This window comes from Rhizobium sp. BK399 (assembly GCF_014194695.1).
GTDB lineage: Bacteria > Pseudomonadota > Alphaproteobacteria > Rhizobiales > Rhizobiaceae > Rhizobium.
Window position 1 is genome coordinate 291,797 of record NZ_JACIAH010000003.1, and the last position, 23,568, is coordinate 315,364.

The 23,568-nt window shown below is 58.9% G+C and carries 21 protein-coding genes; 13 read left to right on the top strand and 8 right to left on the bottom strand.

All coding sequences use genetic code 11. From position 1 onward, the window contains the following. The first annotated feature begins 91 nt into the window (after positions 1–91). Both FHT97_RS10295 and FHT97_RS10300 read left to right on the top strand, forming a co-directional pair. Positions 92–1,048, top strand: a complete 957-nt coding sequence (locus FHT97_RS10295) for a LysR family transcriptional regulator (protein WP_183861876.1) — start codon at positions 92–94, stop codon at positions 1,046–1,048. A 206-nt stretch (positions 1,049–1,254) separates the two neighbouring features. Further along, positions 1,255–2,049, top strand: coding sequence for a potassium channel family protein (locus FHT97_RS10300; RefSeq protein ID WP_183861878.1), 795 nt, complete (start codon positions 1,255–1,257; stop codon positions 2,047–2,049). A 146-nt stretch (positions 2,050–2,195) separates the two neighbouring features. Here FHT97_RS10300 and FHT97_RS10305 read toward each other — a convergent pair whose 3' ends face one another. The 6 genes from FHT97_RS10305 to FHT97_RS10330 form a co-directional block, all read right to left on the bottom strand. Next, positions 2,196–2,939 carry a ribonuclease activity regulator RraA gene (locus tag FHT97_RS10305; protein ID WP_183861879.1) on the bottom strand — a complete coding sequence of 248 codons (744 nt, stop codon included), beginning with the start codon at positions 2,937–2,939 and terminating at the stop codon, positions 2,196–2,198. Between the two features lie 21 nt (positions 2,940–2,960). Next, on the bottom strand, positions 2,961–4,124 hold the full coding sequence (locus FHT97_RS10310) for a mandelate racemase/muconate lactonizing enzyme family protein (RefSeq protein WP_183861880.1): 1,164 nt from the start codon (positions 4,122–4,124) through the stop codon (positions 2,961–2,963). Positions 4,125–4,157: 33 nt separating this feature from the next. After that, the gene (locus FHT97_RS10315; RefSeq protein WP_183861881.1) at positions 4,158–5,255 is read right to left on the bottom strand and encodes an ABC transporter ATP-binding protein; all 1,098 of its coding nucleotides are present in this window, start codon (positions 5,253–5,255) and stop codon (positions 4,158–4,160) included. Between the two features lie 11 nt (positions 5,256–5,266). Then, complete coding sequence (locus FHT97_RS10320) at positions 5,267–6,157, bottom strand: carbohydrate ABC transporter permease (protein WP_112660778.1); 891 nt, start codon at positions 6,155–6,157, stop codon at positions 5,267–5,269. Beyond that, positions 6,154–7,113, bottom strand: coding sequence for a sugar ABC transporter permease (locus tag FHT97_RS10325; protein ID WP_183861882.1), 960 nt, complete (start codon positions 7,111–7,113; stop codon positions 6,154–6,156). Before FHT97_RS10325 ends, FHT97_RS10320 begins: the two co-directional genes overlap by 4 nt. Before the next feature lie 73 nt (positions 7,114–7,186). Next, on the bottom strand, positions 7,187–8,665 hold the full coding sequence (locus FHT97_RS10330) for a sugar ABC transporter substrate-binding protein (RefSeq protein ID WP_183861883.1): 1,479 nt from the start codon (positions 8,663–8,665) through the stop codon (positions 7,187–7,189). A gap of 203 nt (positions 8,666–8,868) precedes the next feature. Between FHT97_RS10330 and FHT97_RS10335 the strand changes: the two genes are divergently transcribed. From FHT97_RS10335 to FHT97_RS10350, 4 genes are all read left to right on the top strand, one after another. Further along, positions 8,869–9,579, top strand: coding sequence for a GntR family transcriptional regulator (locus FHT97_RS10335; RefSeq protein WP_183861884.1), 711 nt, complete (start codon positions 8,869–8,871; stop codon positions 9,577–9,579). A 55-nt stretch (positions 9,580–9,634) separates the two neighbouring features. Continuing rightward, entirely contained in the window at positions 9,635–10,801 is a 1,167-nt protein-coding gene (locus FHT97_RS10340) for a mandelate racemase/muconate lactonizing enzyme family protein (RefSeq protein WP_183861886.1), read from the top strand. A gap of 68 nt (positions 10,802–10,869) precedes the next feature. Beyond that, positions 10,870–12,231, top strand: coding sequence for a mandelate racemase/muconate lactonizing enzyme family protein (locus FHT97_RS10345; protein WP_183861888.1), 1,362 nt, complete (start codon positions 10,870–10,872; stop codon positions 12,229–12,231). A 19-nt stretch (positions 12,232–12,250) separates the two neighbouring features. Beyond that, positions 12,251–13,450, top strand: coding sequence for a mandelate racemase/muconate lactonizing enzyme family protein (locus tag FHT97_RS10350; protein WP_183861890.1), 1,200 nt, complete (start codon positions 12,251–12,253; stop codon positions 13,448–13,450). A gap of 591 nt (positions 13,451–14,041) precedes the next feature. Here the strand turns inward: FHT97_RS10350 and FHT97_RS10355 are convergent. Further along, on the bottom strand, positions 14,042–15,766 hold the full coding sequence (locus tag FHT97_RS10355; protein ID WP_183861892.1) for a hypothetical protein: 1,725 nt from the start codon (positions 15,764–15,766) through the stop codon (positions 14,042–14,044). A gap of 543 nt (positions 15,767–16,309) precedes the next feature. On the opposite strand from FHT97_RS10355, the gene FHT97_RS10360 reads away from it, so the two are divergent. The 7 genes from FHT97_RS10360 to FHT97_RS10390 are packed head-to-tail and all read left to right on the top strand — an operon-like array spanning position 16,310 to position 21,836. Beyond that, positions 16,310–16,786 carry a Na+/H+ antiporter subunit E gene (locus FHT97_RS10360; protein ID WP_259127514.1) on the top strand — a complete coding sequence of 159 codons (477 nt, stop codon included), beginning with the start codon at positions 16,310–16,312 and terminating at the stop codon, positions 16,784–16,786. Further along, complete coding sequence (locus FHT97_RS10365; protein ID WP_183755403.1) at positions 16,779–17,039, top strand: monovalent cation/H+ antiporter complex subunit F; 261 nt, start codon at positions 16,779–16,781, stop codon at positions 17,037–17,039. The genes FHT97_RS10360 and FHT97_RS10365 overlap by 8 nt, the downstream gene beginning before the upstream one ends. 5 nt (positions 17,040–17,044) lie before the next feature. Further along, a complete protein-coding gene (locus FHT97_RS10370) occupies positions 17,045–17,296 on the top strand; it encodes a hydrogenase subunit MbhD domain-containing protein (protein ID WP_183755402.1) in 252 nt (83 codons plus the stop codon). Continuing rightward, positions 17,289–17,633, top strand: a complete 345-nt coding sequence (gene mnhG / locus FHT97_RS10375; protein ID WP_183861894.1) for a monovalent cation/H(+) antiporter subunit G — start codon at positions 17,289–17,291, stop codon at positions 17,631–17,633. Before FHT97_RS10370 ends, mnhG begins: the two co-directional genes overlap by 8 nt. Then, on the top strand, positions 17,630–18,331 hold the full coding sequence (gene mbhE, locus FHT97_RS10380) for a hydrogen gas-evolving membrane-bound hydrogenase subunit E (RefSeq protein ID WP_183861896.1): 702 nt from the start codon (positions 17,630–17,632) through the stop codon (positions 18,329–18,331). The genes mnhG and mbhE overlap by 4 nt, the downstream gene beginning before the upstream one ends. Before the next feature lie 17 nt (positions 18,332–18,348). Further along, positions 18,349–18,717: a cation:proton antiporter subunit C gene (locus FHT97_RS10385; RefSeq protein WP_183755399.1), complete on the top strand. Its 369-nt coding sequence runs from the start codon at positions 18,349–18,351 to the stop codon at positions 18,715–18,717. Continuing rightward, positions 18,711–21,836, top strand: coding sequence for a proton-conducting transporter membrane subunit (locus FHT97_RS10390; protein ID WP_183861898.1), 3,126 nt, complete (start codon positions 18,711–18,713; stop codon positions 21,834–21,836). Before FHT97_RS10385 ends, FHT97_RS10390 begins: the two co-directional genes overlap by 7 nt. Positions 21,837–21,875: 39 nt before the next feature. On the opposite strand, the gene FHT97_RS10395 is transcribed toward FHT97_RS10390, so the two are convergent. Then, positions 21,876–23,024, bottom strand: a complete 1,149-nt coding sequence (locus FHT97_RS10395; protein ID WP_259127522.1) for an alpha/beta fold hydrolase — start codon at positions 23,022–23,024, stop codon at positions 21,876–21,878. Between the last annotated feature and the right edge of the window lie 544 nt (positions 23,025–23,568).

Consider the following 23,568-nt stretch of genomic DNA (forward strand, 5'->3'; position numbering starts at 1 on the left):
TCCTTTGCTTTCGGTAAGAAGGAGTTTGCCACACCGTCCGACGCTGTATAATCCGCGAAAAAGTAAACATCCTTGTTAGGTGGACTTAACAATGCAAGACATGTTGGCGGACAGGCTCCCGGCGGGGAACGACTACAACCAAATGCGCGCTTTCATCGCCGTTGCCGAATACTTGAGCTTCAGCCGTGCCGCTGAGGTGCTCGGCGTATCGCCTTCGGCACTCAGCCAGATGATCCGCAGCTTCGAGAAGCGGGTCGGAATGCGCCTTCTTCACCGAACGACGCGCAACGTGTCATTGACGGAGGTTGGCGAGAACCTCTTCCGACGGGTGAGACCGGCGGCGTTCGAACTGGGGGACGCCCTCGCACAGACAAGGATTGCTGGCGAGCGGCCGGCAGGCACTGTCCGTGTGCACGCGTTCCGCTCGGCCGCGCAGAAGCATATCCAACCAATCCTCAAGAGCTTTGCCGAACGCTATCCCGATATCGTGCTGGACATCACGATCGATGATGAGACGGTTGACATTGTGGCTGGCGGCTATGATGTCGCGGTGAGGATCGGCGAGGTCATCGAACGAGATATGGTCGCCGTCCGTCTGGGGCCCGAATTGCGGCAACTGGCTGTCGCGACACCCGACTATTTCAGCCAGCATGGTCGCCCCGAGCATCCACGTGATCTTGTCCACCACCGATGCGTACGGTGGCGCTGGCCTGGACATCAGGCTCCCTATGCCTGGGAATTCTTCGAAAACGACGCGTGGTTCAGCGTCGCCGTCAACGGTCCCCTCATCTTGAGCGACAAGGAGACGGCGTTGAATGCTGCTCTTCAAGGGGTAGGAATAGGATTTGCGGTCGAGGACACGGTAGCGGATTATATTGGGCAGGGGCGGCTAGTCAGTTGCCTCGAAGCTTGGTCCGCACCCTTCCCGGGTTGGTTTGTTTGCTACCCGCAGCAGCGGCAGATGGCGCCTGCCCTGCGAGCGTTCATTGATGCCGTCAGATCAGGTCCCGATGCTGGCCTATCAGGAGAAGCAAAGGTTGTCGTTTGAGCGAACGGACGAGCTTGCGCGCCTCTTCGACGTGCGACCGCCGTCGAGTGAAGGTAACGCAGACGCATATTGGAAGTCGATCGCTTCAATCTTCTCTGTGCTCTAGCGGCCGGATGACCACTTCGAACCGAAAGCAGACGACCGCATCGTCCGCAATCTCAAATACCGAGACTTGATGACCATGCCTAGGAGCCTAGATTTCGACTATGGGCATCTTTGACGTCGGGGACGGCACGCACCGAAAGGATTTGAAGCAGGGTCTGCGCCGGATCGAACGAGCCGACGGCCGGCAAGCATTTTTGCTACAGGCCGCGTTTGCGCTTGTCGATATCGCTATCCTCGCCTTCTTCATCTTGGGGCCATACCTCCGTTCAGGCCCCTCTTATCTCATTATCGATTACGCTATCGCCGTTTGGATCGCAGTGGAAATGATCGCCCGCGCGATTGCGGCGCCATCCATTCGCCAATGGATCCTTCGCCCAATGACGTGGATTGACGTGGTCGTCCTGGCAACCCTCGCCTTCCCGGATTTGCTGTTTAATTTCGCGTTCCTTAGAGTCCTTCGACTTTGGGCGATCGGTCGAAGTCCGCTGATTAAGGAAGCTCTCAGCAGGGCGGGCTACGTTCATCTTCTCGATGTTGTGAGAGCGATCATCAACTTCGTGGTATTCCTCTTCCTTATCACCGGCTTCGTCTATACCTCGTTCTTCTACGACAAAGTTGGGGGAGAAGGGTTCGTCGACGCGCTTTATTTCACGGTCGCGACCGTCACGACGACGGGCTTCGGAGATATCACGCTTCCCGGCACTGTTGGAAAGCTCACATCCGTCGTAACGATGATCGTTGGCATCTCGCTGTTCGTCCGACTGGCCCAGGCGGTGGTCCGACCCCATAAGGTCACATATGCCTGCCACCGATGTGGACTACTGCGACATGACGCGGACGCCGTTCACTGCAAGGCCTGCGGCGAAATCCTAAACATTCCTGACGAGGGCTCGTAAGGCTGCAGGCGATCCAGAGCATCCGATGGCGACTGGATCCCGGCTGCGGAATCGAAAAGCGGATACGCCACGGCGAAATTCGACTTTTCCTGTAGGTCGGTTATACCCCGGAAGGTGTTGGGCCCACCGCAATCAATAGGCTGGCTTCAGTTCTCGAAGCGGTTTGTTTTGCGCCACTCCTCGTACTCTCCGCGGGCATCGTCATGCAGTGGATAGTAGCGCTGCAACGACCCACCCTCCATAAGCTTCATTCGCGAGAACTCCTCCCAATCGTGATGCTTTTGCGATTCCTCGATCACCTTCGAGGCCATTGCGACTGGAAGCACGACCACCCCGTCGTCGTCTGCGACGATGATGTCACCGGGGATTACAGTGACACCACCACAGGCAATCGGGACGTTGACGGCATTGGGATAGATGCTGGTCTGCACATGATAGTTGGGCGTCCAGCCGCGCAGCCATAGGCAGAGATCTAGCTTCTCGACATTGGGCCGATCGCGCATGCACCCATCGATCACGATGCCGGCGCCGCCTCTGCCCTTGAAATACGTCGACATCATATCGCCGAAGACGCCCGAACTCATGTCGCCGCGGGCGTCGACCACGACCACATCGCCCTCTTGCGCGTGATAGAGCACGTGGCGGTGCAACTGCGTCTCCGGATCGGCATATTCTCCCTCGCTGAAGAGGTCCGGTCGCTGCGGCAAGAATTGAAGCGTCAGGGCCGGCCCGACGATCGATTTCCCGCGGTTCTGCGACACGGGACCGACCATGTGCGGATTGCGGAAGCCCATGTGGCCAAGTGTGCCGGCAACCGTCGCGGCGCCGATTTCCTTCAGTGCGTCGATCAGCTCCTTGGGCGGTCGCGTAATGTCGGGCGTATGCGTCATTTTAGACTCCGGTGGATGAAACTACCAGTTTGTGACAGAACCGTCGCGGCGCTTCAGGTGAGGCGCTTCCCAGAAACGAAAGCTCTCCGCCTTGACCGCCTCTTCGTTGACCTCCACACCGAGCCCCGGCAGATCGCTGACCGGGTAGTTGGGGCCGTCGAGGCGTGGCTGCACGGGGAAGAAGTCGGAATTATCGAAGCCCAGCTTTGCTTCGGGAGCCCTGGTCTCGAGCCAAGCGAAATTCGGCACCGCTGCGGCGAGGTGGATGGTTGCGGCCGTGCAGACTGGCCCGAGGGGATTGTGGGGCATCAGGTCCACATAGTGCGCCTCGCTCCAACCCGCGACCTTCATCGCTTCGGTGAGCCCGCCCACATTGCAAACATCGAGCCGGTTGAACTGATGGATGCCACGCTCGATGTAGGGCAGGAATTGCCACTTGCTGGCAAATTCCTCGCCTATCGCGAACGGGATGTCGGTCATCGTGCGCAGGGACTCGTAGGCCCCGGGTGTCTCGTCTCGTATCGGCTCCTCGAGGAAATCGAGCACGCCGCGGCCGAGCTTGTTACAGAAGCTCGCCGCCTCGGCCACCGACAGCCGATGATGATAGTCGATGCCGAGGACGACGTCGTTGCCCAACGTCTCGCGCGCCTTGTTCAGCATGGTTGCTGTAGGCCCGATCGACTCGCGCGGCTCAAAGATGTCCTTGCTGCTTTGCCCGATGGGGAAGAAGCGGATCGCCTGCCACCCTTGCGCGCGTAGTTCGCGAGCTCGCTCAATGGCTACATCGCCTTCGGCCTCGTCTCCGGTCGAGGCGAAGGTAGGTATGCGGTCGCGCTGCTTGCCGCCCAGCAGTTCGTAGACCGGCACGCCCAGCGCCTTGCCCTTGATGTCGTGAAGGGCAATGTCGATCGCGGAAATCGCCGCCTGCAGAACTCGCCCGCCTTCGAAGTATTGGCTGCGATAGACTTCCTGCCAGATCCGACCAATCTGCATCGGGTCGCGGCCGATGAGAAACTCGCGAAAGTGCTCGATCGCACCGGCCACGGCCATCTCGCGACCGCTTAAGCCGCTCTCGCCCCAGCCGAAGAGGCCGTTGTCAGTCTCGACCTTGACCAGCATTTGGTTACGCGTTCCGACCCATACCGGATAGGGCTTGATCGTCGTAATTTTAAGCTTCGTGGTCATCCACGCCCTCGTTTCACACGCATCCGCTTGGTCTCAGTTGGCCTTGAGGGCCATTTCTGTTTCACCGTCGAACAGATGCATCCGCTCCTGATCGAATTCGAGCCAAATCTGTTCATCAGGCGCGACGGCGATGGTCGGCGGCACGCTGACATTGACGATGGCGCCGGACAGAAACGCTTGAACGAAGGTGACATCTCCGGTCGGCTCTACCGTGTAGGCCTTGGCAGGGACGCTTCCGGGCATCGCACTCTTGTGCAGCTTGATCGTCGAGTGACGTGCGCCGAGCACGACTTTCCTGGTTTTGGCCCTTTCGACCTTCCGGGCGTTATTTGGCGAGAGCTCGAGACGCCAGCCCTCCGCGCTGGTCAACACAGTGTTTCCGCCTGCCGTTGATGCCTCTAGCGGAACAAGGCTCATAGCCGGGCTGCCGACGAAGCTGGCGACGAACATGTTGACCGGGTGGGCAAAGACCTGCGCCGGCGAATCGTATTGCTGCAGGTAGCCGCCGTTCATCACCGCCATCCTGTCGGCCATGGTTACCGCTTCGAGCTGGTCGTGCGTCACGTAGATGATCGTCGCCTTGAGGTCCTGGTGGAAACGCTTGATCTCCGACCGCATCTGCACGCGCAGCTTTGCGTCGAGGTTGGAGAGTGGTTCATCCATCAGAAATACCGCCGGATCGCGAACAAGGGCACGGCCCAGGGCCACGCGCTGCTGTTGCCCGCCCGAAAGTTCGCGTGGCTTGCGCTCGAGCAGCTGCGTCATGTCGAGCACTCGCGCTGCTTCCTTGACCTTCTTGTCGATCTCGTCCCTTGGCAATTTGCGCATCTGCAACGGGAACGCGAGATTCTTGTAGACCGATTTCTGCGGATAGAGCGCGTAGTTCTGGAACACCATTGCGATATCCCGGTCCTTGGGATCCAGGTGGTTGACCACCCGGTCGCCGATGACGATGTCGCCAGATGTGATGGGGATAAGCCCCGCCACAAGATTGAGCGTGGTTGTCTTGCCGCAGCCTGACGGGCCGACAAGCGCAACGAATTCGCCGTCGTTGACCGTCAGCGAAACATTGTTGACAGCCTTGAAGCTGCCATAGGTCTTGACCAGATCTTTGAGGACCACGTGGGCCAACGGCAACTCCCCTAGTGCTTGACTGCGCCTTCCGTGAGGGCGCGTACGAAGTATCGTTGCAGGACGAGAAACAGGACTACGACGGGCACGCTCATCATGAAGCTGGCCGCCATCAGGCCCGGAAAGTCCGTCGTATTCTCCGAGAAGAAGCGCTGGATGCCGACCGGCAGCGTCAACTGCTCGTTTTTGGAGAGGAAGGTGTAGGCGTAGATGTACTCGTTCCATGCGCCGATGAAGGAATAGATCGCCGTGGCAATGATTCCTGGCGCCGAGAGCGGCATCACGATCAGGACAAAGGCCTGGAACCGCGTTGCGCCGTCGATGCGCGCCGCCTGCTCGAGTTGCACCGGGATGTTGTCATAGAAGCCCTTGAGGAGCCAGATTGCCAGCGGCAGGCCGAATGTGAGGTAGGTGAGGATGAGCGACCCATGCGTGTTTACCAGCCCGATCGCGCGCATCAGGATGAAGAGCGGCACGAGAAAGATCACTGCCGGGAACATGTTGCGAAGCAAGACGGCGAAGAACAGAAAGTTCCGCCCCGGGAAGGTAAAGCGTGAAAACGCGTAGGCCGCAGGAACTGCCACGATCACCGAAAGGATGGTCGTGGCGGTCGAGACGAAAAGGCTGTTCCAGAAGAAGCGCAGGAAGTCCTGGCCGACGCTGTTTTGCGGATCGAGCAGCTTCTGGTAGCTGGCGAGCGTGGGTTGGTCCGGCCACCATTGCGGCGGGAATTGCATGGCCGCGAAGCCGGACTTGATCGAGGTGATCAGCATCCAGATCATCGGTAATGCAGTGTAGAGCAGCATGAACACAAGGAAGATGCGTCCGCCCCACCGCCATCCATCGATGCGCATGCGGCGACGCCCCTGGTCTCGATGAGGAGTCTCGGCAATCGTGCTCATTCGCTCGCATCCCTCTGCTCGTTGCCGCTCAGCGCACGGACGTAGAAGTAACCGAGCGACATCAAGATCAGGAACAGCAGCACCGAATAGGCCGATGCCACTCCCCAGCGCTGGCGGCCGAAGGCGAGCTCATAAATGTGGGTGATCCAGATATGCGAAGCGTTCGACGGCCCGCCGCCGGTCATGATCCAGGGGATGATGAACGAATTGAAGTTGGCCACGGCAAGCAGAAGGATCGTCACCGTCGAGACGTTTCTCAAGTGCGGAAAGGTGACGTGCCAGAATCGCTGCCATGCATTGGCCCCGTCCACCTTTGCGGCGCGCAGCAACTGGTCGGGAACCGTCTGCAGGCCAGCCATCATCATGATCATGGCAAACGGAAACTCTCGCCAGATATTGACGACGATCAGCGAGGGCAGCACGGTGCTGACGCTGTCGATGAAATTCGGCGGCCGGTCCGCCAATCCGAGGCCGACCAGCACCGCGCCAATGATCCCAAAGTCCGAATGGTAGATCCACTTCCAGATGTAGGACGCGGCGACCGCGCTGATGACCCAGGGAATGATCAGGACGGCGCGCAGGATGCCACGGCCGATAAAGTCACGATGGAGCGCCAAGGCGCAGGCAAACCCCAGGACAAATGAGATGAAAGTGGACCCGAGCGTCCAGACAAGAGTGTTCGAGGTGACCTTCCAGAACACCGGACTTGTGAGGATGGCGATGTAGTTGTCGATGCCGACAAAAATCTTGTCCCGGAGTTGCAGGCCGGGAGGCGTATTAAAGAACGAAAGCTCGATCGTGTAGTAGATAGGGTAGGCTATGACGATGAGCATCACGGCGATCGCCGGAAGTACGTACGCGTAGTCAGCGCGATGCTCCCAGATCTTTTGCAGCACGCCTGGCCTATCGGGTTGCAGTCTTCGGCGAGTCTCGGCCTTGCCAGTCAAGATCGTCACTGTGCGGTGCCCTTGTTCGTCGGAACAAACCGGCTGCGATCGGGGCGCAGCCGGTCAGATCTTCAGGCTTGGACTAGAGTCCGCCGTCCATCAGGTCTTTTACCTTCTTGGCTGCGTCGTCCGCTGCCTGGTCGACCGTCATGGCTCCGGTCAGGGCATTCTGCAGCATGTCCGGGACGATGATGTTCATGATCTCGGGGGACTGCGGCAGTGCCGGGAACGGGATGCCGTATGGCAGCATCGAGGTCGTGACATCGAGGAATTTGATGCTGTCCAGACGTTCCTTCATCCATTTGGTCTTGAAGCCGTTAAGGTTTCCCGGGTTCGAGCCGGCATAGGCCATCTTCAACGACCACTCGGGGCTCGTCCACATGCAGATGATAGCCTTTGCAGCCGGCTCGTCTACCTTGCCGCCCTCGACATATTCGGGCTTCAGGATGTGAATGTTGGAACCGCCAAACACGACGGCGCGCTTGCCGTCCGGGCCAGTCGGAATAAGGCCGTAGCGCATGTTGTCGATGACCGTCTGCGCCTTGGCCTTGTCCGTGTCCGTCGCCTTTTTCTGCAGGTCGAGCATGACGTTGTAGTCGGACGGGTGCGAGATCATCATGCCGAGCTGGCCAGCGAGGAAGAGGGGCTGGTTGTCGGCCTGCTGGTTGGTGAGCGCCGAAACCGGAACCGACTTGTCGCGAACGTACATGTCGTAGGAGGCTTGCAATGCCGCCTTGCTCTGCGGGCTATTGAGCTCGACTTCCTTGTAGGCCGGGCTCGCGGTTGCTTCGTCGAAGACGCCACCACCATAGGCCCACAGCTGCGGCATGAAGCGGTACGGCGTATTGCCGGCATTCTTGCGAGCCACGAGGCCGTAACCTGATATGCCGAGCTTGTCGTGGATCTGCTTAGAATACTTGACGACATCGTCCCAGGTTGCCGGAGCCTTCTCCGGATCGAGGCCTGCGCGCTTGAAGACGTCGGCGTTCCAGATGAACGCCATCGTCTCGTTGTTGGTGGGAATGCCGTAGGTCACCCCATCCCAGGTCACGGCCTTCATTGCGCCTGGCCAGAAATCCTCGGTCGAATATCCAACGTCCTCGGGTTTGAGTGGCTGCAAATAGCCCTTGGAGGCGAACTCGGTGCCACCCAGGATTTGCAGGCGGACCGCCATCGGCGCTGCATTGCCAAGGAGCGCGGTCCGGAACTTGTCCAGCAGGTCATTATAGGTGAGGGCTTGTTCCTCAAGCTGGATGTTTGGGTAGGTTTTGCGGAAGGTCTCGAAGAATTCCTTGTAATACTGGCGCAAAAGATCGGGGTCGCCCTCGAACACGCCTTGATACCAGAAAGTCAGTCGTCCCTTGTAATCGAGCGGGGTGACCTTGGCGCAATCGGCCGCCGTGTCGAAGTTCTCTGTGCCGGCAATGGAGCGCACATATTGCGGCGACCACTGGCTCAAGTCGACCGACGCCCCCAGCGCCGACGCGGACATCAACGATACCATCAAAGCAGTGGAGACAGTGCCGCGCAGGACGGCACCTCCGAGTGAAATCCTCGTCATAGGCATCCTCCAGGTTCTCCCATGCCGCTCTGCCTCGAGGCGAGCGGTCTTTGCTCGCCGGCTGGGCGTTGCCGCCAATGTATCCGTTCGAGCTGATTATACGTTTTCAGATCATGGATTGCCTGTCAATCGGAGAAATCGTACATTGTTTGTGGAAAGATCGCGTGATATCCGAGCAATCTATGTATTGATTGGAGACAGTCTTGGCCGAAACGAGCGATTTTAAAGCACAGCCACCCGATGGGATCGACGCTATCGGGGCCTCCAGCGAGGGCGCCTCGCTTTATCAACTGATCAGGGATGACATCATCGAAGGGCGGCTCGCTGCCAACGAACGGCTTGTCGTCACTGATCTCGCCCGGCGCCATGGCACCTCAACCAACCCAGTGCGCGAGGCTCTGCAACTGTTGCGCGGCGAAGGTTTTGTTACCTTCGTTCCTAACCGCGGAGCGCGTGTCCGGCCTATTGATCAGGACTTTGTTCGAGACATCTACGAGATAGGAGTCTTGATCGAGCCGGCACTGACGCGATGGTTCGTGAGTATGGCCACCGTCGAGGACATTGCTGAACTCGAACGCATCCAAGGGTTGATTGAAGAGAACGACTTCGCCGATACGGTCAGGCACAGCGAGCTGGACACCGCCTTCCACACCGTAATGTACCAGAGGCACTACAACCGCCACGCAGCCGAGCTTTGGTGGAAGCATCGCGAAGTGCTTCGAGCCGTGAGCCGGCGTTTCGACTTCACGCTCGCTCGGCGCGCCGCGATCCTTCGCGAGCATCGCGAGCTCATCGAGCATGTAAAAGCGGGAAACGCGAACGAGGCAGGCGAACTCATTGCACGCCATGTCGAAGGCTCCGGCCGGCACATCCTAGAACACATGCGTGCGCGTAACGCCGCTCGGGCAGGATAAAATACCTGGCCCCGCAACATCGCTATCCCGACCACTTCTGACAAAGGCAGTTGATATGAAAATCACCAGCGTTCGGCCGTGGCTAATCAAGTCCGATGCTTCTTATTGGGGAGAGTTTCTGTTCGTCGAGGTGACGACCGACGCGGGGGTGAGCGGCTGGGGCGAGATCACCACCACGACAAGGCTCGCCAATCGCGCCCTCTGTACGATCCTGCGGCAGATCGGTGCCGCTGTGACGGGCGAGGACCCGGCGCGTATCGAGTACCTGTGGCACAAGATATTCCGCAGCTTCACCTACATGGGCAGTCGCGGCGCCGCAGTCGAATGCGTCAGCGCCATCGACATAGCTCTTTGGGACATCCGAGGAAAAGTCCTGGATAAGCCGATTTACGAGCTGTTGGGTGGGCCGCTACGCGATGAGATCGCGCTCTACACCCACCCGAACCAGGCTAAGTTTACCAGCAAAGAGGCTGTGGTCCGCGAAATTCGAGACATCGTCGAGTCTGGCCACACTGCGCTCAAGTTCGATCCCTTCCCCCACCAAGGCCGCACCGCCGATGGGCTGCCTCGCGAACAGCGGGACGGCTACCTCGATGGCAGCATGACCCGCAAGGATGAGCGCGAAGCCGCCGAACTCACGGCTCTCATCCGCGAAACGGCGGGCCCTGATGTCGACATCCTCATCGATGCGCATGGCCGGTTCGACGTCCCGACCGCCATTCGACTTTGTCGGAGCCTCGAGGAAGCTGGTCAGATCGACTGGTTCGAGGAGCCCTGTCCGCCGGAGAGCCTCAACGCGCTGAGACAGGTCCGTGAGAAGGTCAGTGCCGCTATCTCTTGGGGGGAGCGCGGTCACACGAAGTGGGATTTCGTGCCGGTGCTCGAAAACAAGCTCGCTGACTACATTATGCCTGACGTCACTTGGACCGGCGGCATTACTGAACTCAAGAAGATTTCTGCCCTGTGCGAAGCCTACTACATCCCGGTCTCGCCGCATGACGCGGCAGGGCCGATCAACGTGGTTGCGGGAGCACAGGTGATGATGACCGTTCCTAACTTCTACAAACTCGAAACATCGGAGTGGAACCTTGGCAAATACGATCACCTCATCGACCGGCCGCTCGATGTTTCGAACGGCAGTCTCAAGCTTACGCCCAAGCCTGGTCTCGGCGTTGAGATGAACCGCGACTACCTTCAAAACCATGAGATAGAGCTGGACTAACTAGCAACGCACCACGCCGCCCCAGCGCGCGCGGCGATGAGCCCCGCCCACCAAAACGAGGATAAATCATGCCAGAGGCAGATGGAGCCGACGAGGCGCTCAATCGGGTGAACATGTATTCCAAGCCGTCCGACCTTCGCATCACCGACATGCGGGTAGCGGAAATTGTCGGGGCGCCGTTCACCACAGTGCTGCTTAAGATTTACACCAACCAGGGCATCGTCGGGCTTGGCGAGGTGCGCGACGGCGCCAGCGCCACTTACGCGCTGATGCTGAAGAGCCGGTTGCTTGGCGAGAACCCTTGCAACATCGATCGGCTGTTTCGCCGGATCAAGCAGTTCGGCGGGCACGGTCGGCAAGGCGGCGGTGTATCGGCAGTTGAAATCGCGTTGTGGGATCTTGCCGGTAAGGCCTATGGCGTCCCGGTCTACCAGATGCTCGGCGGCCGGTTTCGAGACAAAGTGCGCGTCTACTGCGATACCGACGCCACCGTGCCGAGCGGCACCGAGACCGGAAAGCGCCTCAAGCAGCGCATGGAGCTCGGCTTCACTTTCCTCAAGATGGATTTGGGACTGATGCAGATTGCGGATGTGCCCGGTGCGGTCGTGTTTCCTGCCGGCTCACTGGAAGGATACCGCGACCATCCCAGTCGCGGGCCATTGAAGACCATCGAAGAGCGCCGTGTGCGCAACGCTGCGTACGATTTGCATAACGTCCAGCACCCGTTTACCGGCCTCCACTTTTCAGACAAGGGCCTCGACCTGCTTGAGCAATACATCGCCGAGGTTCGCGAGGTCATCGGCATGGATGTGCCGCTCGCCATCGACCATATCGGCCATATCTCGATGCAGAACGGCATTCGCCTTGCCCGGCGAATTGAAAAATACGTGCCAGCCTGGCTCGAGGATGTGATCCCATGGCAGTATACCGAGCAATATCGCCAACTGCAGGACGCCACCACGGTCCCGATCTGCACTGGTGAGGACATATACCTCAAAGAGGGCTTCGAGCCTCTGCTCAACAGCGGCGGCGTCGCCGTCATCCACCCGGACCTGCTCACCAGCGGGGGCATCCTCGAGACCAAGAAGATCGGCGACATGGCGCAGGACAAGGGTGTCGCCATGGCCATCCACATGGCGGAAAGTCCAATCGCCGCAATGGCCGCGGCACATGTCGCGACCGCGACCGAAAACTTCACGGCGCTTGAATACCATTCCGCCGATGTCGACTGGTGGGACGATATCGTCACGGGCCTTCCCAAGCCGCTGGTGAAGAACGGCTTCATCACAGTTCCCGACAAGCCCGGCCTGGGGATTGACGACGTTGTCGATGAGGTGATCTCGCAGCATCTGCAACCGGGTGTTACCGGCATTTGGCAGCCGACGGATCACTGGGACGATGAATATTCCTGGGATCGCACCTGGAGCTGAGGCAAAAAGGAAAACGAAGATGAAGATCACCGATCTCCGCTGCGCCGTTATCGGGAAACACCCGATCGTCCGCATCGTTACGGACGAGGGCCTCTATGGCTTGGGCGAAGTCGAATTCACCAAGTCCTATCTCAAGCCCTGGGTGCTGCATTTCCGCGAGGCGCTGGTCGGCGAGGATCCGACCGACGTCGAGAGAGTAATGCTGAAGATCCGCCAACGCGGCTCTTTCAAGCCGTACGGCGCGGCGGTGAGCGCTATTGAACATGCGCTTTGGGACATTGCTGGCAAGGCCGCGGGCGTGCCCGTCTATAAGCTGCTCGGCGGCAAGGTGCGGGACAAGGTGCGCGTCTACAACGGCTCGATTCGCCAGAAACGCACGGGCGATCGGCCGGAGGATTACGCCGCTGACGTCAAGTGGATGATGGAGCAGCCGCAGAACTTCTTCATGGTCAAACAAGGCATCTCGTTCCACTCCAACATGAAGGACACCATCGAGGGCTTCCACTACGGCGTGACGCAGAAGAAGGCCGGCTATCACGGTGCCATGGACCAGGGCGTTATCAGCGAACGCGGTTTCAATCACATGCTTGACTGCGTGATCGCGATGAAGGAAGTGCTGGGCGACAAAGTCAGTCTGGCGCTCGACTGCGGCCCGGGCTGGATGCTCCCCGATGCGATCAAATTCGCTCGCGCGGTCGAAAAATACAATTTGATGTGGCTCGAGGATATGCTGACAGGCGACTACGTGCCGTGGGTCAATCCGCAGGCCTATCGGGAACTGACCACTTCCACCTCTACGCCAATCCACACCGGAGAGCAGATCTACCTGCGGCACAATTTCAAGGAACTGATCGAGACGCAGGCGGTGCGCGTCATCGGCCCCGATCCAGCCGATATTGGCGGCATTGCAGAGCTCAAATGGGTCGCCGAGCACGCCTACATGCACTCGATCCTCATGGCACCGCACGGCACCGCAAACGGCCTGCTGGGCCTCGGCGCGTTGATCAATGTCTGCGCTACGCTGCCGGCAAATTACGTCGCCTTCGAATATCCGAGCGCCTCCGACCCCTGGTGGGAGGATCTGGTAATCGGCTTGCCGCCGCAGATCGTGAAGGACAGCATGGTGGACCTACTGGAAGCGCCGGGCCTGGGGCTCGATATCGACGCCGAAAGGGCCAGGAGATATCTCAGAGAGGAAGATTCGGGGTTCTTCGACTGAACCTCACTCCACACGCGCTGAGGCCAAACGCAAAAAGCGTCCTCGACGCGTATGCGTGAGGAGCTTTCTACGAGGCGACTTGAATGGGCAACTGCCGGCGAGGCGGCGTCGAAAGCGGTGATGCGGCATAGGTCGGAGCGCAACCTCCGGGTACCGCCCCCCTGTTTCGACATTCGAATTCCTTGGACGCCACAAATACTACCTTATGGGTCCCGACATCCTGCCAGCTTATCAACGCGACGCTCGAGGGATAGTAGTGCGTCTGCAAGAGCCGGCACGCACTCAAGACCGGATATCCACGAGCCACATGCGAAACGCTCTTCTGCTGGCATTTTGCGACCGATAATCCGGGCAATACTCCGATGTTCGGCCCTCATGATGCGCTGGCGGAATCCATCGGATTGCCGGCCCTGTCTGTTTGAAATCCAACTGTCACTCCGGTCTGACCTCTGCGCACTTCACCGGCGAGAGCGGCGATTGGATAGCATCCTGACGAAGTACCGAATGAAGGATGCACTACGCCGATCGTATCCAGATAGCCTTTTTGCGATCAAACTCCTGGCCCTGCCAGAGCGCTCAAGGTGTCTGGCCTTATTGCGATTTCACCAGTCCCGAGAAACCGGCGACAGCCAGTAGGCTGAGCGCCCAGCCGATCACCGACTGGAAGAAATAGTACCTCAAAGTGAAGGTGCCGGTTGGTTTCAGCGAGTCCGGCCGCCAGTACTCCTTTTGTCCGATCGACGCCACCGGCAGAAGAACATCAAGCGAATACATCAATGCATTGAATTCCGGGTAGCTGGCTGCCTCCGGCTGATTGCGAAAACAGGTCAGTTGGTTCTGCCCGACTTCGGCACGTCCCCTCAGATCCTGTCCCGCAGACGGCATGAAGCGGGTTTCGGTTCGTTGCAGATCGCACATCGTCCATTCGGGGGAGCGCAGCACGACCGGGCTATTCGGTTTCATCGCGCCACTTCGGTAGGCAATCCCAAAGACCCCAGCGCCAATCGCCCAGAAGAGCATCAGCCAGACCAGCGCCAGAAGTGGCTGCCGCCCATAGCGCAGCGTCACCGCAAGGATGGCGTCCATAACCGCCAGGACGACCCTCAAGGCCGGGTTCTTGGCACGCGCCCGACGTGCCTTTCGCTGCAGCCGCTCCTTGGTGATGAGGACAGCGCGGGCTTCCTCGTCATGGCCCATTTCCCTAAGGACCTTCGACAGCTGCTCATAGGGTTGAGGCCAGAAGTCCGCCCCCCAGCGTTCAGGCGTTTGGCGTGCAAGCCAGTCAAGGCGGCTTTCCGCGTCCGCAGGACCACCGATAAAAGCGCCGTACCGGCAACGGTTTAAAAGCAAGTCGCCGGTTTTCGGCCAACTCGCCATCTCGTCATCAATCGCACCGATTGTCGTGGCTGTCAGGTCGAGTGTGCCCTCGACCGATGCGTTTTGCCGCAAAAAGAATGCGCCGTCGATCGTGGTTCGATTGAGCCGCAATGCATAGCCCCCCGGCTGCGAAAGTGAGGCCGACGTGCAATCAATGTCGCCACCAAATCGGGCACCGAGCAAACGTGTCTCGCCGACAATGATTGCCCCTCTTAGGGCGAGGTCGCCTGCCGCCACAATCCCGTCACCGTTCAGGACGACTTCTCCCGGCCGCTCCAGGCGAGCCCCGACCGCATTGACGTCACCACCAAGGCGGACGGCAGAAAGATTGAGACCACCACGCACATCGGCGCCGCGCAGCAGAATGCCCCCACTGGTTTCCAGTCCATCGGCGTCGAGCGCGATGCCGTCCGGCGAAGCAATCGAGACGCCATCCGCTTCGATGCTGCCGCCGATACGCGCGCCGGGGAGCCGGATTTCGCCAGTTACGATCGCGGCACGAAGCGAGAGGCAGCCCCGTGCTTCGAGCCTATCAGCCTGCAATCCGGGCAAGGCTGAGCCATCCAGGAACAGATTGTCGATAATCGCGGAGCGCAATATCGGCGAGGCTTCGAAATGGCAGTCCTTAAGGCCAATGTCGCGGGGAATTCTGCATCCCTCGAGGTCGAGGATACCGGTGATCCACGCTCCGGTCAGCCTTAGCCCTTTTTCATGGAGACGGTATTCATCGTTGCCGAGAATGAGATACCGCAAAAGCTCCGCCCGCACCGTTCGCTCGGGATCTTCGTCTCGCGGGCGCAGGCCGTCGCCTAAACGGTCGAAGTCGCCCATTTGGAGATGCGCAACCACCTTTTCTTCTGCCACGCTGAGCGGGCGATAGTCAGCAAGGCTTAGTGCGGCGGGAACGGCAGATACCGATTGCGAGGCTTTCTCGTTCATGAAATCGGCATCCGTTTGGATCCGGCTACATCTATTGATCCGACACAGCGTTGCAGGGGAGCAAACCTACGCGATTTGCGCATCATCCGATCGACTTGAGATGTCTGAAAATTCATAAGATCGTTCCCTCCAGCACGACGTCTACGCTAATCCCCGCCGGTGGGCGTGTCGCCAATCAAATGGGCGTTCCGACGTGGCACAGAGCATGTTCCGCACGTAAGCCTTGTGCCAGCGTGATTGATTTCGCCGTTTTGGATACAGGTCAAGAGATGGCACAAAAATGCGCTCCGATGCGGCGGCATATCGGACCACAGGCATAGTTTCTGGATTCAGTGCCGATCACAGTCCGATGCAGCCGATGCTAATGTGTTGCCAAGACCGACCAAAACTCGCGGATCGACATCGCCGCGCGAGTAGATGCATGAACTTAAACCTACCGACCCGGAATGCGCGCTACCACTCCACCTGAACCCGTTGAAAGCCTGCGCGATGCCAGACGACCAAGCAACATCCCAACCGCGCCGATCAGGATTGCCACAGGGCGTGGTCCTTCTCGCAAGCTTCCTGTTTGTGGTCTGGCTGGTGGTCAATTCATCGGTTGAAGCCCCGATCGTGGCCGTGGGCGCTCTGGTATCTTTCGTCTTGGCATCGATCTTCGTGCGTCGCGGCGATGCCTGGAAGATCACGGTAACGCCAACCAAGGTTCTGCATTCCATTGCCTATACCGGCGTTTTCCTCGTCGAGTTGGTAAAGGCAAATATGAACATGCTGCGCTATGTCTACGCGCCGCGCATTGTTATTCGTCCGGGGATCGTCAAGGTCAGGATGCCACTCACATCGCCGATCGGTCGGCTGGTCCTTGCCAATTCAATCGCGCTTACGCCCGGCTCGCTTGTCATGGATCTTAGAGGTGACGCCCTCTTCGTTCATTGGCTTGACGTAAAGACCACCGACCCGGAAGAAGCGACGCGGATGATCATCGGTCCTTTTGAGAAGCACCTGGGGGCGGTATTTGGCTGAAATCATCCTGCAGATTGCCGTGGTCCTGATCTTCTTCAGCATCGTCTTTGGTGTGCTGCGGCTGATCATCGGCCGCACGGCGATCGATCGTGTGGTGGCGATCGACATGCTGACCGTTGTGACTATCTCGTTGATAGCGCTCTACGCCCACATATCAGGACGCTTTGTCTATATCGACGTTGCACTTGTCTACGGACTGCTGAGCTTTCTGGCGGTTCTTGCCATTGCTCGTTTCCTGGAAAAGGGGCCATAGCCGCCATGCTCGAGATGCTCATCCTGTTGGTGTGCGGGAGCATTCTGGTGAGCGGAGTGCTGGCCGTCTTGCTGAGCAATCTCATGGCGGCGATGGTCAGCGCGGGTCTCGCAAGCCTGTTTGCGGCCGCGTCCTATGTGCTCTTGGCCGCGCCAGATGTCGCCATGGCCGAGGCAGCGATCGGCTCGGGCCTGGCAACACTGATCTTCCTTTACGCGATCCGCAAGACCAGAGGCGCAGGAGCGGTCGATGAGTGAGCTGATCGGCAGTCTGACGATCCTCGTTGGGGCGTTCTTCCTCTTTTCCGCGGGTATCGGGCTGCTGCGCATGCCTGATGTCTTCACCCGCATCCAAGCGGGCACCAAAGCCTCGACCTTGGGCAATATTCTCGTTCTTGCCGGACTTGGCATCTATCATCCGGACTGGTCGTTGAAGCTTTTGATCATCGCCTACTTCGTGCTGATGACCAATCCGCTGTCGTCACATGCGCTGTCGCGGGCGGCGCACGCAATCCGTACGCCGATGGCGGCGGCGACCGTCGTTGATGCCCTGCGCGACGAGAACGACCGTGCTGGCAAAGAGGGCTCGGCATGAGGCGCGTATTTGGCCTGCTCTGTGTGCTGATATTCGGCGTCATCTTTGCTTCACTCGTGAGCGACTATGACGAGCGCCAGACGCTCTCGGCGCTGGCAGTTCACTATCTGACTGAGGTGCCCGCCGATCTTGGTGCGCCAAACGTTGTGACCGGAATTCTGATTACCTTTCGGGGATTTGATACGCTCGGCGAAGTCGCGGTGCTATTCATGGTGGCGGCGAGTGTGGGCCTGCTCCTTACGGGCGAGGCGGGCGGGAAAGCACCTTCCCGCGATAGCGCATCCCATATCATTGGTCGCGGCCCGAGCGAACTGGTGCGCAATGGTGCAGAGGTGGTTCTTCCGCTGATCTTCCTGTTTGGCGCCTATGTCATCATGAATGGTCACCTGTCGGCCGGCGGTGGTTTTCAGGGGGGCGCAGTCGTTGCTTCCGGTGTCATGCTCCTGATGCTCGCCTACCCTTCCGGATCGATCAACCACGGCTTTCTCAGCACAACGGAATCGCTTGCAGGTGTGTTCTACGTCCTGATCGGCATCGTCGGTATTGCCTTCGGCAGCGGGTTTCTGGACAGCCATATTCTACCACGCGGCAATTTTGGGACGCTGATCAGCGCCGGGGCGATCCCGCTGATTTCGGCGCTCCTGGGCATCAAGGTCGGCGCGGAATTGAGTGTCATTATCGACCGGTTTCGCAGCTAGACGAGATGGGAAGCGCCATGGGGCTGCCGATATCACACATACTTCTGGCCACCGGATTTCTTCTCATCCTCATTGGTTTCTGGGGAATGCTGAGACATCGCAACATCCTTCGCATCATCATCGGTTTTTCGCTGATCGACACAGGCATGCACATCGTCCTCGTGGCGACCGGCTATGTCACCGGCGGGACGGCGCCGATTATCGACGAGGCACTCAGCGCTTCAGACGCGGCCAAGCACGCCGTCGATCCGATTCCGGCCGCGCTCGTCGTTACGGCCATTGTCATCGGCTTTTCGGTGACTGCAATCATGCTGTCCTTCGCGATCCGACTCCACGCCGTGAGGAAAACACTCTCGATTGACGCGCTGACGGAGTCCAAATGGTAGACAGCCTTCTGCAGCCGCTGAATATTTTCTTGCTTGGCATTGGCGGAGGATTTCTCATCCCCCTGCTCTACCGTATCGCCAAGCCATTGCCGGCGGTTGGTTTCGTCGTGGCGATGCTGGGAATGACCGTCATTTCATGCGTCTGCCTTTGGCGAATCCACAACGGCGAGCCGACCTTCGAGATCCTGACGGCTGGCAGCGTGCCACCGTTCTCGATCAATTTGCGGTTTGGTCCATGGGAAGGTTTTTTCTCTGTTTGCGTCAATGTTGTCGGGCTTCTTGGCGCCTGGCATCTCTGGGAGCGGCTGCGCTTAAACTATTCGGCACTTCTGCTGTACCTGATCCTGATCATGGGCATCAACGGGATGGTAATGACCCGCGACCTGTTCAACCAGTTCGTGTTCCTGGAGATCATGTCGATCGGGACCTACGGGCTTCTTGGATTGGAGCGGACCCCGGCAGCGCTTGCGGCCAGCTTCAAGTACATCATGGCGACGGTGCTCGCCTCCTCGTTCTTTCTTTTGGGCGCCGGGCTCCTCTATCATGTGACCGGTACACTCAATATCGACGAGATGGTCACCAACCGGGCGGCGATAACCGGGCCGATCGGGGCGACTGCGCTGCTGTTCGTGCTTGCCTGCCTCGTACTCGAGCTGAAGCCGTTCCCTGCCAACGGTTGGGGGCTCGACGTCTACGAGACGGCCCACAGCGGCATCGCCGCGCTTTCCTCCGTCGCAGTGTCGGCCGGCGTGTTCTTCGCTCTTTTCAAGCTGCTGCCGCTCTTTGAAGATCAGCTGGGCATTCTCGCAGTGTCGGGCGGCGTCACCTTCCTATTCTCCAATCTCGTTGGGCTGAGGCAGACAAGCGTGCAGCGGATGCTCGGCTACTCCTCGATCGCACAAATGGGGCTGCTGGTGCTGGCGCTTGCGCTGCTCCACCACCTCGAGGCCGAGCAGTCGCTGCCGCTGGTTGTCGGGGGTCTCTTCGTCAATCATCTGTTGGCCAAGGCCGGCCTGTTCTGGCTTGCCGGCATCGTCGAGCGCACCGAGGTCGACCGTTGGTCCGATATTGCCGGAAATCGTCTTTTGCTCTCGATCCTTGCAGTGTTCTTGGTCGCTATTTCCGGGCTGCCGCCCTTCCCAGGGTTCTGGGCGAAATGGGAACTCGTAATGCAAGCTGCAGCTGGGGAGCGATCTGTCTGGATCGCTGTCATCCTGGTCGGATCGCTGCTTGAGGCAGCCTATATGTTCCGCTGGTTCAAACAGGCGACGCGACCGCCGTCGAGCGCGAAAGACACCAGCTCTCCGACAGGAAACCCTGCCTCGCTCGAGCTTTCTCCATTCAGGTTGTTTCCGGTGGTGGCCAGCGCTGTGTTGCTGTTTGTGAGCGGCACCGTGGCGGCGGCTCTTGCGGGCGCAGCGTCCCCATGGCTTGTCGCGCCCCTTTGTGTCGGTGGCCTGCTTTGCCTTCTCGATGGGCTTCCGGGTAGGATCAAGTGCGTATTGATGCTGGCGGCGGTGCTGGTTGTCGGATCGTGGATCGCTGCCGACCTCGAAGGTTTGCCCCGACTGTTTGCTGCACTTCTTCTTGCCGGCGGTCTGGTCATTGCTTTTGCCAGTCTCTATCGGGCCGATCCTCGCCAGGGCTTCTATCCAATGATGGCGATCCTGCTTTTGTCGATCGCCGGTCTGTTGCGCGCCGCTACCAGCCTGGAGTTCTTCTTCCATTGGGAAATCATCACTCTCTCTTCCTATTTCCTGATCGCGCAACGGCCCGGTGCTCACTCCTATGTGTTGCAGTTCCTGCTTTTTTCCCTGGTATCGGCCTTTTGCCTGCTTGCAGGCTTTGGCGTTGCCACCGATGCCAACCGCAGCACCGCGCTTTCGGCTTTCGCTACGGCTGGCCCGGATGCGGCGCGTGCCTTCATGTTCCTCGCGATCGGCTTTCTGATCAAAGCCGGCGCGGTTGGCGTTCATGTCTGGCTGCCTGGCGCCTATGCCGAGGCTGACGACGACCTGTCGGCAATGCTTTCCGCCGTGATCAGCAAGGTTGCGGTCTTCGGGCTGTTCATGGTGACATACCTCGCCATTCGCTCTGACGTCGGACTCGAAATGGCGCACGTGATGGGTTGGATCGGACTACTGACGACCGTCGCTGGTGCCGTTATGGCGTTCCAACAAACCGATCTGAAACGAATGCTCGGCTATTCCAGCATGAGTCAGATTGGCTACATCATCACGGCGATAGCGTTGATGAGTCATCTCGGTTGGGTCACGGCGTTCTACCTTGTTGCCAATCATCTGATGGTCAAGGGTGTCCTCTTTCTTGCAGCCACAGCCGTCATTCTGCGAACCGGTACCCGATTGTTCGATGAGCTCGGTGGCCTCGCCAGGGAAATGCCTCTCACCTTTGCTTGCGTGATTGTTGCCCTTGTCTCGATGTCCGGCCTACCCCCACTTGCCGGCTTCGGCGGCAAGTGGTTGCTGCTAAGCGCAATGATGGACAGGGGCTGGTATGGTCTCGCGATCGTTGCCGTCCTCGCGACCTTCATCGGTTTCTTATACATGTTCAGATTTGGCTATTCGATCTTCCTTGGTCCAAGAAGCCCCGCAGCTGAGGCTGTGGCGGAGGCGCCCTTGCCGCTCTTGGCCGCGCAATTCGTTCTAGTCCTCGCAATTGTCTTGCTGTCGTTCTTTCCGAAGCTGGTAATGGATCCGGTGTCTGCGGCGATCGATCCTTATTTCGCCTCGACTCTGGTCTGGCAGGGGATGTCGCTTGAGACCATCTATGGCTACTGGAATCCTATCCCCATCATGGCAGTCACTGTCGCGATCACAGCGGTTCTTTTAGGGGGCTTCCTATTGGTCTATCGAACCGGGCGCGGGCGCTCCATTCCCGTCAGCACGACGCATTTTTATGCCTTCTATCGATCGGCGTTTGCACCGCTCGTTACCCCAATTGCAAACTTTATCTGGGACGGAATCTGCGATCTGACGATCGGCGCGGCGGGAGTAGTGCGAAGGGTCTACACGGGCAACGGCCAGACATACGCGCTCTATGTGCTCTACTATGCAATCGCGATCTATCTGCTGGGGACGTTCAGGCTTCTTCCAGCTTGATGTCCGGCAGCGGCCCAACAATCTTGGCCCCTGTCATCGCTATTGGCCGGCCGCCTGTGCGATCCCACCCAGAATGCGGCTCGGAAGGAAAATTATCAGTGATGCAGCGCCCTCGATCACCGATGCGCCGTCGGCCAGCATCGTCTGGCTAGCCGGCGCTTGGTCTTCTCTGAGAATACTGCGCATCAAGGCATCGTTGTTGACCACGTCCATTAGCGTGGGTGAACTGGCAAAGACACTATGCCTGCCACCATCGATGTCGGAGACATCGATAACCGCGATCTCTCTCTTTTGAAGGGCAGCAACCTCGGAGCCGCTGCCGACACGCGGGTGACCACCCGCCAATCGCCGGGAAAATCCGAGAGCGCGATCGCGCTGTGAGACGATGATTGCAAATGGTCGCGGGATGTCACCAATGTCGTCAATCTGGCTCAGGAAGACGTCGACATCGATATCAGGTGCGGCGAGAACGACGCCACCCAGCCGCTTCAACGTGCTGGTACGCCCCCTGAGGGCCAGATCGCGCAACGCTTCCGTGACGACATAGGCGCCCATGGAATGACCAACCAGGATGATTCTCGTTGCATTGGTCTCTGCGGCGATCTCGATCGTCTCGGCAAGTCCTCGCCGGCCAACGAGGGCACTGTCACGATCGAAGACGTAAAGCGGGATCGACGCTCCTGACGGCCAGGCGTAATGCAGCGAGACCGACTTGATATTGTAGTCGTAGCTGATCTGGGCGTTGCGGAAGACGCTGTCGGCGAAGTTGTTGTTGTATCCGTGAACGAAGATGAAAATCTCGCGATTTTCCGATGCCCGCTGCGCGAGCGCGACATTCATCTGCCTGATGAAGTCCTGCCGCTCGGCAATCGGCTGATAGGTCCGTGCTGAAAAGTGCCTGCTTGGATCAGGAGCACGGCCGCTTTTCTCGACGCGGCCGGCAACGTGGTTTTGTGGTATGCCAATGTCGAGTTTCGCAAAATTCAACGTCCTCGATCGCTCGGCCGAATACGGCAGCGAAAGATTGTCGGATCGGGCGCGGGTAGTCGCGACGTAGATTGGAACGATTGCCCGTGGTTCTGCTCCTGACGATGATGCCGTGGGAAGGCCAAGCACGGCGCGTGGTCCGCCACAGCCGACGAGAGCCAACAGGATGATCACAATGACTGACAATCGAATTGAGGACACGGGCTCGACCTAATTCCCTGGCAAGCTGCTAAAATCGTTCAACAACAAAGACAATCGGCTGGATCGTTCACCCTGGCCACACGCATGAGGCGAAGCACTTCCTTGTTCTAAGCTATCCGCGGCGGGTGCGGTAGACGAATTCCAGCTGTTGCTCGCAGCATCCAGATTTTCGTGTCGTTCCGGCGACAGAATGATGCGGAAAATCTTTGCGCCGATAGAGACCTCCCGCCGATTGCCAAAATCTGGACTGCAGGCATGTTTGCGGGATTCTATGCTGATCACTTCGCTTCTTGAACCGCTCTATAGTTCTTAACCAGAGCGCCTGCGCCTTCGGTTCCGAAGACCACGCAAGCCGAGCCGGACGTTAAAGGAGCACGATCACTTGAGTCCCTACTCAGGACTTCTACCGTTCGCGTTGATTACTGGCACAGATCGATTGATGTGTAATGGGCGCATATTTCCGATGCCCAGTGACGCATCAAACCCGCCAAAATGCATTTATCTCATTGAATCTATCCCATTTTTACAGCTGTCCGCGCATGGA

Excerpts from the sequence above, each read along its gene's own strand:
- FHT97_RS10355 (WP_183861892.1), bottom strand. The coding sequence starts at position 15,766 with ATGAACGAGAAAGCCTCGCAATCGGTATCTGCCGTTCCCGCCGCACTA.
- FHT97_RS10350 (WP_183861890.1), top strand. The coding sequence starts at position 12,251 with ATGAAGATCACCGATCTCCGCTGCGCCGTTATCGGGAAACACCCGATC.
- mbhE (WP_183861896.1), top strand. The coding sequence starts at position 17,630 with ATGAGGCGCGTATTTGGCCTGCTCTGTGTGCTGATATTCGGCGTCATC.
- FHT97_RS10300 (WP_183861878.1), top strand. The coding sequence starts at position 1,255 with ATGGGCATCTTTGACGTCGGGGACGGCACGCACCGAAAGGATTTGAAG.
- FHT97_RS10345 (WP_183861888.1), top strand. The coding sequence starts at position 10,870 with ATGCCAGAGGCAGATGGAGCCGACGAGGCGCTCAATCGGGTGAACATG.
- FHT97_RS10340 (WP_183861886.1), top strand. The coding sequence starts at position 9,635 with ATGAAAATCACCAGCGTTCGGCCGTGGCTAATCAAGTCCGATGCTTCT.
- FHT97_RS10370 (WP_183755402.1), top strand. The coding sequence starts at position 17,045 with ATGCTCGAGATGCTCATCCTGTTGGTGTGCGGGAGCATTCTGGTGAGC.
- FHT97_RS10310 (WP_183861880.1), bottom strand. The coding sequence starts at position 4,124 with ATGACCACGAAGCTTAAAATTACGACGATCAAGCCCTATCCGGTATGG.
- FHT97_RS10390 (WP_183861898.1), top strand. The coding sequence starts at position 18,711 with ATGGTAGACAGCCTTCTGCAGCCGCTGAATATTTTCTTGCTTGGCATT.
- FHT97_RS10385 (WP_183755399.1), top strand. The coding sequence starts at position 18,349 with ATGGGGCTGCCGATATCACACATACTTCTGGCCACCGGATTTCTTCTC.
- FHT97_RS10320 (WP_112660778.1), bottom strand. The coding sequence starts at position 6,157 with ATGAGCACGATTGCCGAGACTCCTCATCGAGACCAGGGGCGTCGCCGC.
- FHT97_RS10295 (WP_183861876.1), top strand. The coding sequence starts at position 92 with ATGCAAGACATGTTGGCGGACAGGCTCCCGGCGGGGAACGACTACAAC.
- FHT97_RS10305 (WP_183861879.1), bottom strand. The coding sequence starts at position 2,939 with ATGACGCATACGCCCGACATTACGCGACCGCCCAAGGAGCTGATCGAC.
- mnhG (WP_183861894.1), top strand. The coding sequence starts at position 17,289 with ATGAGTGAGCTGATCGGCAGTCTGACGATCCTCGTTGGGGCGTTCTTC.
- FHT97_RS10330 (WP_183861883.1), bottom strand. The coding sequence starts at position 8,665 with ATGACGAGGATTTCACTCGGAGGTGCCGTCCTGCGCGGCACTGTCTCC.